The 12512-nt window shown below is 69.9% G+C and carries 11 protein-coding genes and 1 riboswitch; of the genes, 6 read left to right on the top strand and 5 right to left on the bottom strand.

Going from position 1 to position 12512, the window contains the following annotated elements; genetic code table 11:
• Nucleotides 1-37: 37 nt before the first annotated feature.
• Nucleotides 38-1006, bottom strand: coding sequence for a thioredoxin-disulfide reductase (trxB, locus tag FHR66_RS08705; RefSeq protein WP_160967460.1), 969 nt, complete (start codon nt 1004-1006; stop codon nt 38-40).
• A gap of 288 nt (nt 1007-1294) precedes the next feature.
• Here trxB and FHR66_RS08710 point away from each other — a divergent pair, with 288 nt between their 5' ends.
• The 3 genes from FHR66_RS08710 to lolA all read left to right on the top strand — a co-directional run bounded on the left by FHR66_RS08710 (nt 1295) and on the right by lolA (nt 6365).
• Nucleotides 1295-3652 carry a DNA translocase FtsK gene (locus FHR66_RS08710; protein ID WP_160967459.1) on the top strand — a complete coding sequence of 786 codons (2358 nt, stop codon included), beginning with the start codon at nt 1295-1297 and terminating at the stop codon, nt 3650-3652.
• Nucleotides 3652-5652: a DUF3857 domain-containing transglutaminase family protein gene (locus FHR66_RS08715; protein ID WP_237475332.1), complete on the top strand. Its 2001-nt coding sequence runs from the start codon at nt 3652-3654 to the stop codon at nt 5650-5652. Before FHR66_RS08710 ends, FHR66_RS08715 begins: the two co-directional genes overlap by 1 nt.
• An 86-nt stretch (nt 5653-5738) precedes the next feature.
• Entirely contained in the window at nt 5739-6365 is a 627-nt protein-coding gene (gene lolA / locus FHR66_RS08720) for an outer membrane lipoprotein chaperone LolA (protein ID WP_160967457.1), read from the top strand.
• A gap of 46 nt (nt 6366-6411) precedes the next feature.
• Here lolA and dmeF read toward each other — a convergent pair whose 3' ends face one another.
• Nucleotides 6412-7527 (bottom strand): CDF family Co(II)/Ni(II) efflux transporter DmeF, encoded by a 1116-nt coding sequence (gene dmeF / locus FHR66_RS08725; RefSeq protein ID WP_167087719.1) that lies wholly within the window; start codon nt 7525-7527, stop codon nt 6412-6414.
• Nucleotides 7528-7666: 139 nt separating this feature from the next.
• Between dmeF and FHR66_RS08730 the strand changes: the two genes are divergently transcribed.
• Complete coding sequence (locus FHR66_RS08730; protein ID WP_160967453.1) at nt 7667-9040, top strand: replication-associated recombination protein A; 1374 nt, start codon at nt 7667-7669, stop codon at nt 9038-9040.
• Between the two features lies 1 nt (nt 9041).
• Nucleotides 9042-9111, top strand: a riboswitch (Fluoride riboswitch).
• A 110-nt stretch (nt 9112-9221) separates the two neighbouring features.
• Entirely contained in the window at nt 9222-9641 is a 420-nt protein-coding gene (crcB, locus tag FHR66_RS08735) for a fluoride efflux transporter CrcB (protein ID WP_160967452.1), read from the top strand.
• A 14-nt stretch (nt 9642-9655) separates the two neighbouring features.
• Here the strand turns inward: crcB and FHR66_RS08740 are convergent, their stop codons facing one another.
• The 3 genes from FHR66_RS08740 to FHR66_RS08750 are packed head-to-tail and all read right to left on the bottom strand — an operon-like array spanning nt 9656 to nt 11936.
• Complete coding sequence (locus tag FHR66_RS08740) at nt 9656-9988, bottom strand: DUF3325 domain-containing protein (protein ID WP_160967450.1); 333 nt, start codon at nt 9986-9988, stop codon at nt 9656-9658.
• Nucleotides 9985-11601: a PepSY-associated TM helix domain-containing protein gene (locus FHR66_RS08745; protein WP_160967448.1), complete on the bottom strand. Its 1617-nt coding sequence runs from the start codon at nt 11599-11601 to the stop codon at nt 9985-9987. Before FHR66_RS08745 ends, FHR66_RS08740 begins: the two co-directional genes overlap by 4 nt.
• A complete protein-coding gene (locus tag FHR66_RS08750; RefSeq protein ID WP_160967446.1) occupies nt 11598-11936 on the bottom strand; it encodes a DUF3649 domain-containing protein in 339 nt (112 codons plus the stop codon). The genes FHR66_RS08745 and FHR66_RS08750 overlap by 4 nt, the downstream gene beginning before the upstream one ends.
• Before the next feature lie 211 nt (nt 11937-12147).
• Between FHR66_RS08750 and FHR66_RS08755 the strand changes: the two genes are divergently transcribed.
• The gene (locus tag FHR66_RS08755) at nt 12148-12507 is read left to right on the top strand and encodes a response regulator (RefSeq protein WP_160967444.1); all 360 of its coding nucleotides are present in this window, start codon (nt 12148-12150) and stop codon (nt 12505-12507) included.
• Nucleotides 12508-12512 lie beyond the last annotated feature (5 nt).

Genomic DNA, 12512 nt, shown 5'->3' on the forward strand with positions numbered 1-12512 from the left:
GCCGGCCGGGCGCCGGCAGCTCAGGGCCTGCGTGGACTCAGGCACCCTTGTCCAGATACCGCTCGGCGTCCAGCGCGGCCATGCAGCCGAAGCCGGCCGAGGTGATCGCCTGGCGGTAGTGCTGGTCGGCGACGTCACCGGCGGCGAACACGCCGGGCACCGAAGTCTCGGTGGCGGCGCCGCCCAGGCCGGAGCGGATCTCCAGGTAGCCGTTGTGCATGGCCAACTGGCCATCGAACAGTTGGGTGTTCGGGTGATGGCCGATGGCGACGAAGAAGCCATGCGCCTCCAGGTCGCGGGTGCTGCCGTCCTGCACCGACTTGACCCGCACGCCAGTGACGCCGGCCTCGTTGCCCAGCACTTCGTCCACCTGGTGGTGCCAGACGGTCTCGATCTTGCCGGCGGCGACCTTGGCGAACAGCTTGTCCTGCATGATCTTTTCCGCGCGCAGGGTGTCGCGGCGGTGCACCAGATAGACCTTGCGGGCGATGTTGGACAGGTACAGCGCCTCTTCCACGGCGGTGTTGCCGCCGCCGACCACGACCACGTCCTGGTCCTTGTAGAAGAAGCCGTCGCAGGTGGCGCAGGCGGACACGCCGCGGCCCTTGAATGCCTCTTCCGAGGGAATGCCCAGGTACTTAGCGGTGGCGCCGGTGGCGATGATCAGCGCGTCGCAGGTGTAGTCGCCGCTGTCGCCGCTGAGCCGGAACGGGCGCTGCGCCAGGTTGGCGGTATGGATGTGGTCGAAGATCACCTCAGTCTCGAAGCGCTCGGCATGCGCCTGCATGCGCGCCATCAGGTCCGGGCCCATCAGGCCGTGGGGGTCGCCCGGCCAGTTGTCGACCTCGGTGGTGGTCATCAGCTGGCCGCCCTGCTGCAGGCCGGTGATCACCACCGGCTTGAGATTGGCGCGCGCGGCGTAGACCGCGGCGGTCCAGCCGGCCGGGCCGGAACCCAGGATCAGCAGGCGGGAATGCTTGGCGGAATTGGCGGCAGAGGGGCTCATGTATACTCGCGAACAGGGTGAAATGGCGGCCGAAGCGCGGCATTGCGCGGGTTCCGGCGAAGTCACATAGAGTGGCGGCCGGCCTGGAACGAATCAAGCCGCGTGGCGGAAACGCTGCGGCCCGCCGCGACAGACAGCGTGCGCCGCACGTCGTTGCCCGCCTCGATCGGGCATTGCCAGCGTCGGCCTGCGCAAAGACCGGACGATTCAGGTACCGACTGCTGAAATGCAAGGGCGAGTCGTTTATTATCAATCACTAACGATGCATTTCTAAGGTCTGGTCATAGCGTGGCGAAGCAGGTTCCGGAACGCGGCAAATCCCAGGGCGCCAATGCGGCGGCACGCAAGCAGGGCGCCGCGCCCAACCCACGCCGGCAGAAGCTGTGGCGCGATCTGGCGCTGATCGCGATCGCGCCGTTGCTGCTGTACCTGCTGGCCAGCCTGGCCACGTACTCGGCGACCGATCCGGGCTGGTCGCATACCGGCAGCGTGGTCGCACCGGTGCACAACATGGGCGGCAAGTTCGGCGCCTGGATCGCCGACGTGCTGCTGCAACTGTTCGGCTACGTCGCCTTCCTGCTGCCGGTGGTGATCGGCGCGATCTCCTGGATCGCGCTGTTCGGCATGGACAGCGACGGCGATGGCGAGGCCGACCTGGGGCCGGCGCTGCGCCTGGTCGGCATCGTCGGTTTCCTGATCGCCGCCACCGGGCTGCTGCACCTGCGCCTGTTCGCCGGCGACGTGGCCGGGGCCGGCGGCATCCTCGGCAAGCTGGTTGGCAACTCGCTCGGCGCCGGGTTCGGTGCGCTCGGCGCGAACCTGTTCGTGCTGGTGCTGCTGCTGGTGTCGGTGACCCTGGCCACCGGGCTGTCCTGGTTCGCGGTAATGGAGCGCATCGGCAAGGCGGTGATGACGCTGCCGGCGCTGGCCCGCCGCGGCAGCCAGCAGGCCAACGAATGGCAGCAGACCCGCGCCATGCGCGAGGAACGCGAGGAAGTGCGCAAGGTCGATGCCGTGCAGCGCGCCAAGCGCGAGCCGGTCAAGATCGAGCCGCCGCCGGCGCCGGTGGTGGAGAAGAGCGAGCGCGCCAAGCGCGAGCAGCAGATCCCGCTATTCCACGGCACCGGCAGCGACCCGTCCGGGGTGCCGCCGCTGGCCTTGCTGGACGACCCCAAGCCACAGGCCAAGGGCTATTCCGAGGAGACCCTGGAAACCCTGTCGCGGCAGATCGAGTTCAAGCTCAAGGACTTCCGCATCGAGGCGCAGGTGGTCGGCGCCTATCCCGGCCCGGTGATCACCCGCTTCGAGATCGAGCCGGCGCCGGGCATCAAGGTCAGCCAGATCAGTTCGCTGGACAAGGACATCGCCCGCGGCCTGTCGGTGAAGTCGGTGCGCGTGGTCGACGTGATCCCGGGCAAGTCGGTGATCGGCCTGGAGATCCCCAACGTCAGCCGCGAGATGATCTATCTCAGCGAGCTGCTGCGCTCCAAGGAATACGACAAGTCGACCAGCCCGCTGACCCTGGCGCTGGGCAAGGACATCGCCGGCCGCCCGACCGTGGCCGACCTGGCGCGCATGCCGCATTTGCTGGTCGCCGGTACCACCGGCTCGGGCAAGTCGGTGGCGGTCAACGCGATGGTGCTGAGCCTGCTGTACAAGGCCTCGGCCAAGGACCTGCGGATGCTGATGATCGACCCGAAGATGCTCGAACTGAGCGTCTACCAGGGCATCCCGCACCTGCTGGCGCCGGTGGTCACCGACATGAAGGAGGCCGCCAACGGCCTGCGCTGGTGCGTGGCGGAGATGGAGCGCCGTTACAAGCTGATGAGCGCGGTCGGTGTGCGCAACCTGGCCGGCTTCAACAAGAAGGTCAAGGACGCGCAGGACGCCGGGCAGCCGTTGATGGACCCGCTGTTCAAGCCCAACCCGGACCTGGCCGAGGCGCCGCGGCCGCTGGACACGCTGCCGTTCATCGTCATCTTCATCGACGAATTCGCCGACATGATGATGATCGTCGGCAAGAAGGTCGAAGAGCTGATCGCGCGGCTGGCGCAGAAGGCCCGCGCTGCCGGCATCCACCTGATCCTGGCCACCCAGCGGCCCTCGGTGGACGTGATCACCGGCCTGATCAAGGCCAACATCCCGACCCGCATCGCCTTCCAGGTCAGCTCCAAGATCGACTCGCGCACCATCCTCGACCAGTCCGGCGCCGAGACCCTGCTCGGCCACGGCGACATGCTGTACCTGCCGCCGGGCACGGCGATGCCGGATCGCGTGCACGGCGCCTTCGTCAGCGACGAGGAAGTGCACCGGGTGGTCGAGCATCTCAAGGCCAGCGGCCCGGCCGACTACATCGAGGGCGTGCTCGACGAGGTGCAGACCATGGGCGACGGCACCGTGATCGGCGCCACCGGCCTGCCCGAAGCCGGCGGCGGTGGCGGCGACGAGTCCGACCCGCTGTACGACGAGGCCCTGCGCATCGTCACCGAGACCCGCCGTGCCTCCATCTCCGGCGTGCAGCGGCGGCTGAAGATCGGCTACAACCGCGCCGCGCGGCTGATCGAGGCGATGGAAGCCGCCGGCGTGGTCAGCCCGCCCGAACACAACGGCGACCGCAGCGTGCTGGCGCCGCCGCCACCGAAGTGATGCACGCCGCGCCCTTCGCCGGCCATGGCCTGCGCCTGAGTGGACTGGCGCCGCTGCGCGCCGCGCGCTGGCTGTTCGGAGCGGCGCTGCTGGCGCTGGCCGGCGCCACCGCCGCGCAACCGGCGCCGGCCGCACATCCTGATGCCGATCAGGCGGCGGGCGCGGCGGCCGCACCGGTGGTCAGCAACAACTACAGCTACGTGCGCTACCGCGCCGACTACGAGGTGCGCGAAGACGCCACCAGCGTCGAGACCGACGAGTACGAACTGCTGCTCAAGACCAAGGCCGGCGTCGACCAGTTCAGCCAGGTGCGGCTGGGCTACAGCGAGAAGCTGGAGACCCTGGAGGTGCTGGCTGCCTACACCCTGACCCCGGACGGGCTGCGCCACGACGTGCCGGCCGACAAGATCTACACCCAGGAGAGCTATTCCAGCGCGGCGGCGGCGATGTACGCCGACCGCAAGGTCAAGGTGGTGGTGTTCCCCAACCTGATGCCCGGCGCGCGCCTGGTGTACCGGGTGCGCCGCACCCAGAACGTGCCGTACTTCCCCGGCTATTTCAGCTTGTGGGAAACCTTCAGCGTGTTCTCCCAGTACGACGACGCCACGGTGACCCTGGTGGCACCGCGGCGGCTGCAGATGCACCTGTACACGCGCGGCGTGCAGGGCAGCAACACGCCGCAGATCGACGGCGAGCAGGCGCGCTGGGAATGGCGCTACAGCCGCCGCGAGCCCATGAAAAGCCAGAACTGGACGGCGGCGACCTGGGAATTCAGCCCGACCATCATGGCCAGCAGTTTCCGCCGCTGGGCACAGATGGCCCAGGCCTACCAGCACAGCAGCGCCGCCGCCGCGCAGGTCACCCCGAAGGTGCGCGCACGCGCCGAGCAGATCACCGCCGGCATCAGCGACCGCCGCGCGCAGGCCGCGGCACTGTACGACTGGGTGGCGCGCAACATCCGCTACGTGGCGGTGTACCTGGGCAATGGCGGGCTGCAGCCGAACAGCGCCGACAGCATCCTCGACAACCACTACGGCGACTGCAAGGACCACACCGTGGTGCTGGAGGCGCTGCTGGCGGCCAAGGGCATCGCCAGCACGCCGGTGCTGATCGGCGCGCAGGGCGGGCCGACCCTGCCCGAGGTGCCGGTGCTGGGCCGCTTCAACCATGCCATCACCTATCTGCCCGAGTTCAAGCTGTACGTGGATTCGACCAGCCCGTACGCGCGCTTCGGCCAGTTGCCGGCCGGCGACCTGGGCGCGCCGGTGCTGCACACCGCCGACGGCACCGTGGCGCGCACGCCGCCGGACGATGCCAAGGTCAATCGCTACCTGGTCGAGACCGACTACCGCTTCGCCGCCGATGGCAGCCTGAGCGGCATCACCCGCCTGGACAGCGGCGACGTCGGCGAGGTCGGCCTGCGCACGATGTTCGTGCAGCTCAACGCGCAGAACCGCACCCGCATCGAGGAGTCGATCGTCGCCGCCTCCGGCTTCGACGGCAGCGGCGAGCTGCTGCTGCAGGGCACGCCGCAGGATCTGACCCGGCCCTTCGGCTACGCCTACCGCTTCCGCGCCCACGACTACGTCGACTTCGGCGTGGTCGGCGGCATGAGCCTGCCGCTGATGCCCGGCGCCGACTCGGTGCGGGGGGTCTACAGCACGGCTTCGGCCGAGCGCAATCTGACTCCGTTCTACTGCAACGACAACGCGCGCAGCGAGACCTACCGGCTGACCTTCCCGGACAGCGTGCCGATCATCGCGATCCCGGCCGACACCCATTTCCGCAACGCCGCCGGCGAGTACGCCGCCACCTGGGTGCGCGCCGGGCAGACCGTGACTGCCACGCATACGCTGCACCGGCGTGCGATCCATGGCCCGGCGGCGCTGTGCCAGCCGCAGGATTACGCTGCGTTCCGCGAGTTGTACCAGCAGGTGCGGCGCGGCTTCCGCGGGCAGATCCTGTACGGCGACCTGAGCCGGATGCAGACCGGGCCGTAGCCGTGGCGCGGCCGGCCGCGCCCTCTGATCGCCTATTCAGGCGCGTCGCGTCACACTTCCCACACTCCATCCGGAAATCCATCCGCATGCTTCGCACACTCCGCTACACCGTCCTCGCCACCGCGCTGCTGGCCGGCTCCGCCTTCGCCGGCGCCCGCGAGGACCTCACCGCCTTCACCCGCGGGCTGAAGGGCCTGGACGGCCAGTTCGCGCAGAAGGTCTACGACGGCAAGGGCACGCTGAAGGAAAGCTCCAGCGGCCGCGTTGCGCTGTCGGCGCCGCGCCTGTTCCGCTGGGAGTACCGCAAGCCCTACACCCAGTTGATCGTCGCCGATGGCAGCAAGGTCTGGGTGTACGACCCGGACCTGAAGCAGGCCACGGTGCGCGCGCAGGGCAGCGAGGAACAGAACAGCCCGCTGACCGCGCTGATCGATCCGGGCCGGCTCGACCGCCAGTACGACGTCAGCGAGGAAGCGGTGGCCCGCGACGGACTGCAGTGGCTGACGATGACGCCGAAGGTGGACACCGAGGCCAGCTTCCAGATGGCCAAGCTCGGCTTCGACCGCAACGGCCTGGCGCGCATGGAAGTGGTCGACCCGGTCGGCCAGCGCACCGACATCAGCTTCAGCGACTGGAAGCGCAATCCGGCCTTCGCCAGCGGCACCTTCCGCTACGTCCCGGACAAGGACGTGGACGTGGTCGGCGACCGCTGAGCCGGCGGCCGCCGCGCGCCGGGTCGGTGCGCGGCGGGCTTTTCGCTCAGCTGGGGCAGGTCTGCACTTCGATGCTGACGTGGCCCAGTGTGGCCACGCCCTGCAGGCGCGCGTGGTAGAACGCCGCCGGCCGAGGCCGGTGCGTCACCAGCGACACGATCGCCGCGTGCTGGCCGGGGCCGACCCGCCACACGTGCAGGTCGGCGATGCGCTCGTCGTCCTGCTGCAGGCGGTCGCGGATCTGCGCCTGCAGCGCCGCCGGCGCCGAGGCATCGAGCAGCACCGCGCCGGTGTCGCGCAGCAGCGCCAGCGACCAACGTGCGATGACGATGGCGCCGATGATGCCCATCAGCGCATCGGTCCAGGTCCAGCCCAGGTACTTGGCCAGCAGCAGGGCGACGATCGCCATCACCGAGGTCAGCGCGTCGGCCAGCACATGCATGTAGGCCGAGCGCAGATTGTGGTCGGCGTGGGCGTGCCGGTCGTGGCCGACGGCCTGTGCGGGCGCGGCGTGGGCGTGTGCGTGCTCGTGGTGATCGTGAGGGTGGGGATGGTCGTGACCATGCGCATGATCGTGGTCATGCCCATCATGGTGCGCGTGCGCATGGTCGTCATGCCGATGCGCAGCGTGTGCGTGGTCGTGGTCGTGGTCGTGGTCATGATGATGGCCGTGGCCGTGGCCATGCCCGTGATCGTGGTGGTGGTCGGCACCCAACATCCAGGCACTGAGCAGGTTCACCAGCAGGCCCAGCGCCGCGATCCACAGCGCTTCGTCATAGGCGATGTGCACCGGCTGCGCCAGGCGCAGTGCTGATTCCACGCCGATGCCCAGGGCGATCAGCGCCAGGATCAGCGCGCTGGAGAAGCCGGCCAGGTCGCCGACCTTGCCGGTGCCGAAGGTGAAGCGCGGGTTGTGCCGGTGCCGCCGCGCGAACCAGTAGGCGAAGCCGGCCAGCGACAGCGCGCCGGCGTGGGTGGCCATGTGCAGGCCGTCGGCCAGCAGCGCCATCGAGCCGGTCCACCAGCCGGCGACGATCTCCACGATCATCATCGCGGCGGTCAGCGCTACCACCGCCCAGGTGCGGCGCGCGTTGTGCTCGTGGCGCGTGCCGAGGAAGTCGTGCTGATGGGTAAATGCGTCCAGGGTGTCGTGGTGGCTCATGGCGGGGGGCGGCCGGGCAGGGGAGGCGCCGCGATTCTAGCGCTGGCGTCGGTGCCGCGCGGGCTTGCAGCGAGCGGGCCGCGGGCAGGGCGCATGCAGGCCGCACGGCGTGCACGGGCCGCGGCGATAGAATGGGCGCATGGCCAAACGCAGACCCTTCGCTTCCGATACGCCCGACCTGCTGAGCGTCGACCGCGAGGCCATGCGCCCGCTGGCCGAGCGCATGCGCCCGCGCACGCTCGACGAGATGGTCGGGCAGAAGCGCCTGCTGGCACCCACCAGTGCGCTGCGCCGCGCGGTCGCGTCCGGCCGCGTGCACTCGATGATCCTGTGGGGGCCGCCCGGCTGCGGCAAGACCACGCTGGCGCTGCTGTTGGCGCAGTACGCCGAAGCCGAGTTCAAGGCGATCTCGGCGGTGCTGTCCGGCCTGCCGGAAGTGCGCCTGGTGCTGGCCGAGGCCGCGCAGCGCTTCGCCGACGGCCGCCGCACGGTGCTGTTCGTCGACGAGGTGCACCGCTTCAACAAGGCGCAGCAGGACGCGTTCCTGCCGCACATCGAGCGCGGCACCATCCTGTTCGTCGGCGCCACCACCGAGAATCCCTCGTTCGAGCTGAATTCGGCGCTGCTGTCGCGCTGCCGCGTGCACGTGCTGGAGCCGGTGTCGCCACAGGACATCGCCGAGGCGCTGCAGCGGGCGCTGCACGATCCCGAGCGCGGGCTCGGCGCCGAGCAACTGCAGGTCTCCAACGCGGCGCTGCTGGAGATCGCCGGCGCCGCCGATGGCGACGTACGGCGCGCGCTGACCCTGCTGGAGATCGCCGCCGAGCTGGCCCAGGACGAGGGCGGCGAGATCACCGCGCAGACCCTGCAGCAGGTGCTGGCCGACCGCACGCGCCGCTTCGACAAGGGCGGCGAGCAGTTCTACGACCAGATCTCGGCGCTGCACAAGTCGGTGCGCAGCTCCAATCCGGACGCGGCGCTGTACTGGCTCACGCGCATGCTCGATGGCGGCTGCGACCCGTCCTACCTGGCGCGGCGGCTGACCCGCATGGCGATCGAGGACATCGGCCTGGCCGATCCGCGTGCACAGTCGATGGCGCTGGAAGCCTGGGACATCTACGAGCGCCTGGGCAGTCCCGAAGGCGAACTGGCGTTCGCGCAACTGGTGCTGTACCTGGCCAGCACCGCCAAGTCCAACGCCGGCTATGCCGCGTTCAACCAGGCCAAGGCCGAAGTTCGCGAGACCGGCACCCAGGAGGTGCCGCTGCACCTGCGCAATGCGCCGACCAAGCTGATGAAGACCCTGGGCTACGGCGCCGACTACCAGTACGACCACGACGCCGAGGGCGGCATCGCCCTGGACCAGACCGGCTTCCCCGATGCGATGGGCGAGCGCGTGTACTACCGCCCGGTGGAGCGCGGCCTGGAGATCAAGCTCAAGGACAAGCTCGACCGCCTGCGCGCCGCGCGCGAGCAGGCGCGGGCTGACAAGGCCGGTCGATCGGCTTCATAATCGGCGCACAGGAGATGGCATTCCTCCTCGAACCGCCCGCAGCACTGCGCGCTGATGATGCCTGCCCAACCCCCGCCGGGGTGGCAGGCTCGCGCCCCGGCATCGTCCTTGTGGAGAATCCGATGCCCGTTCCTTCTCGTATTTCTGCTGCCGCTCCGACGATCGCCTCGCGGAGGCGCGCATGAACCTGACCCTGTGGTGGCAACAACTGCTGCTGGCGATGGCCGGCGGCGCGGTCGGCTCCGGGCTGCGCTTCGCGGTGGGCAGTGCGCTGCTGCAGCGCTACGGCGCCGGCTTCCCGTGGGGCACGCTGGCGGTGAACCTGGCCGGCGCCTTCGTCGGCGGCTTCCTGCTGGTGTGGATCGAAGGCCGCGGCGCCAGCGCGCCGTACTGGCGGGCGCTGCTGATCGTGGGCCTGGTCGGCGGGCTGACCACGTTCTCCTCGCTGATGATGGAAAGCATGGTGTTCGTGCGCAACGGCCGCCTCGGCATGGTGCCGCTGTACCTGGCGATTACCCTGGCGGCGGGGCTGGTGCTGGTGTTCGCCGGCGCGCGCACCGCCGCGGAACTGCGGCCGCCGACGGCGACTGCCGGCCGCTGAGCGGACGTGGGTCTCTAGCCCAGCAGGGCGGCGCCCACGCCCAGCGGCGGCGCCAGCAACGCCAGCGGCACGATCAGCCGCGGCCGGTACGGCAGCAGGCCCAGGGTCAGCAGCGCCGCGCTGGCGCTGAGCGAGCCCACCCACAGCACCGGGCCGATGCCCCAGCCGCGCGCTGCAACGCAGCTGGCGAATGCCGCGCTCAGCAGCAACCAGCCGGCGGCCTGCAGTCGCCGCAGGCGCGGCGGCGTGGCGCGGCGTGCGCCGTACAGCTCGAGCTGGTGCTTCTCCATGCCCAGGCACAGCGCGACGAAGCCGGAGAAGGCCAGGCACAGGCCGAGCACGATCATGCGCCCTCCGTGGCCAGCACCGGCTTGCCGGGTCCGCCGCGTTCGCGGGCGCGGCGTTCTGCCGCCGACAGCGGCGGTTGCCAGCGCTGCATGCGCCGCGCGGCCAGCGCCAGGGCGATACCGAGGAACAGGCAGACCAGGTCGAACCCGGCCAGCGCCCAGTCGCCGGCCAGCAGGCTCACGCCCAGGTGCGCATCGGTGGTGACGGCGTTGAGCAGCGGCAGCAAGCCGAACAGCGCCGCGCCCGCATACAGTTGCCAGGCCCACATCGGGCGCTTCGGCCACACCTGGGCCGCGACCAGGGCCGCGGCCCAGGCCAGGAAGAACACCGTCGCTTCGCTTTCCGGGCGGGATTCCAGGTGCAGCGGCAGCAGCCGGTTGCCCCAGAAATAGGCGGCGAAGGCGATCGGCAGCCCGGCCACGGTGCCGATGTTGAGCGCGTCGACCAGGCGCAGGCCCAGGCCGATGCGGCCGGCCTTGGCGTGCTTGGGCCGCTCCTTGACCGCCCACAGGATCGCGCCGCTGGCCACCATCAGGCAGCCGAGCAGGCCGCAGCCGAAGAACAGCCAGCGCAGCCAGGGCCCGGCGAAGTGCGCCAGGTGCAGGCCGTACAGGGTGCTGCGGGTTTCCGCAGCGGCGCCGAGTTCGCCGCTGCGGCCGAGGATCTGCCCGCTGGCCGCGTCCAGCAGCAGCGAGGGCGTGGTGTAGCCCAGCCGCTGGCCGTCGCCCTGGCGGATCTGGATGGCCGCGGCAGCGTCGCCGGCGTTGTACACGGTGAAGCCGGCGATCGGCGCCTGCGCGCCCCATTCGCGGCGCGCCACGTCCAGCAGGTGCGCGATCGGCAGCATGTGCCCGGGCGTGCCGCTGGCCTCGCGCAGGTTCTGCGGCTCCTGGAAGGCCTCGGCGTAGAACGCCTGCTCGGCATCGGGATAGGCAGTCTTGATGCCCCAGGGCAGGTACATCAGCATCAGCGTGACCAGCCCGGTGTAGGTGATCATCGCGTGGTAGGGCAAGGCGAGCACCGCGCTGGCATTGTGGAAGTCCAGCCACGAGCGCTGGCCCTTGGCCGGACGGAAGGTGAAGAAGTCCTTGAAGATCTTCTTGTGGGTGATCACGCCGCTGATGATCGCCACCAGCATGAACATCGCGCAGAAGCCGACGATGTAGCGCGCCCACAGCGCCGGCAGGTAGTGCAGGTCGAAGTGCAGGCGGTAGAAGAAGTCGCCGCCGCGGGTGTCGCGGGTCTGGCTGGCCTCGCCGCTGACCGGGTCGAGCAGGGCGTTGCCGAACATCTCCTTGCGGCTCTGGCGGGCGCCGTCGGCCGGCGGTGGATTGCGCCAGAACAGATCGGTGAACGGCGCGCGCGGGTTGGCCAGCGACACGAACCATTGCGGCGACTGCGGCGCCTCGCGCTGCAGCAGCGCCACCGCACGTGCGGCGACCACGTCGGTGCTCGGCTGCGCGCTCGGCAGTTCCGGACGCATCCAGCGGCTGATTTCGTTGCGGAAATAGCTGGCGGTGCCGGCCATGAAGATCAGCAGCAGCACCCAGGACACCAGCAGGCCGCTCCAGGTGTGCAGCCAGGCCATCGATTGGCGGAATCCCTGCTTCATGGCGCGTGCTGCTGCAGCCAGGCGATGGCCAGCGCCATCGGCGCCAGCAGCGCGGCGATGCCCAGCCAGGCACGTCCGGCGCTGCGCGCGGCGAATGCCCACAGCACGGTGCAGGCGCAGACCAGGATGCCCAGCATCATGCCGCTCAACACCGCTTGCGCACGCACCGACGGCCACAGCAGCGGCAACAGCACCGCCGTGGCCGCGGCCAGCGCATAGCCGCCGACGATCGCGGCCAGGGTGCGCGCCAGCGCGCCCAGCCAGGGCGGCAGCCCACGCGAGGCGGCGGTGGGCGGGGTGGAGAGACGCGGCGACGCTGGCGGAACAGGGTGCATGGAGGCCCGTCGGGAGAGGCACCGGCTTGGCGACAGGGCTAGGCGGAGCGGATGGCAGCGAGGGCTGCAGGTCAGTTAATGATACGCATTCCTATTTTCGACGCAAATCCGCAGCCTGGCCGGTGCGGCTGGCAGGACACGTACCCGGCTGTGGCAGCGGTGGCCGGACTCCTGCACCATCGGTCCGGCCATCGGGCTGCCTGGGGATGCCATGAAGATTCTGGTCGTCGACGACTACCGCACGATGCGGCGCGTCATCCGCATGCTGCTGGGCCAACTCGGCTACGAGGACGTGGTCGAGGCGGCCGACGGCGAGGCGGCGCTGGCCGCGATGCGGGCAGAGAAGATCGGCCTGGTCATTTCCGACTTGAACATGGAGCCGATGACCGGTCTGGCGTTGCTGCGGGCGGTTCGGAGCGACGCGAAGCTGAAAGGCACGCCGTTCCTGATGGTGGTCGCCGAGTCGCGCAGCGACAATGTGACCGCGATCCGGGAAGCCGGGGTCAGCGGTTACATCGTCAAGCCGTTCAATGCGGACACGCTGAAGGAGAAGATCGCGTCCGTGCTCTGAGTGGA

The sequence above is a fragment of the Xanthomonas sp. F4 genome, assembly GCF_011761895.1.

Coding starts and splice junctions, on each gene's coding strand:
- lolA (WP_160967457.1), top strand. CDS start 5,739: ATGCTTCGCACACTCCGCTACACCGTCCTCGCCACCGCGCTGCTGGCC.
- FHR66_RS08715 (WP_237475332.1), top strand. CDS start 3,652: ATGCACGCCGCGCCCTTCGCCGGCCATGGCCTGCGCCTGAGTGGACTG.
- FHR66_RS08740 (WP_160967450.1), bottom strand. CDS start 9,988: ATGATCGTGCTCGGCCTGTGCCTGGCCTTCTCCGGCTTCGTCGCGCTG.
- FHR66_RS08745 (WP_160967448.1), bottom strand. CDS start 11,601: ATGAAGCAGGGATTCCGCCAATCGATGGCCTGGCTGCACACCTGGAGC.
- crcB (WP_160967452.1), top strand. CDS start 9,222: ATGAACCTGACCCTGTGGTGGCAACAACTGCTGCTGGCGATGGCCGGC.
- FHR66_RS08755 (WP_160967444.1), top strand. CDS start 12,148: ATGAAGATTCTGGTCGTCGACGACTACCGCACGATGCGGCGCGTCATC.
- FHR66_RS08730 (WP_160967453.1), top strand. CDS start 7,667: ATGGCCAAACGCAGACCCTTCGCTTCCGATACGCCCGACCTGCTGAGC.
- trxB (WP_160967460.1), bottom strand. CDS start 1,006: ATGAGCCCCTCTGCCGCCAATTCCGCCAAGCATTCCCGCCTGCTGATC.
- FHR66_RS08750 (WP_160967446.1), bottom strand. CDS start 11,936: ATGCACCCTGTTCCGCCAGCGTCGCCGCGTCTCTCCACCCCGCCCACC.
- dmeF (WP_167087719.1), bottom strand. CDS start 7,527: ATGAGCCACCACGACACCCTGGACGCATTTACCCATCAGCACGACTTC.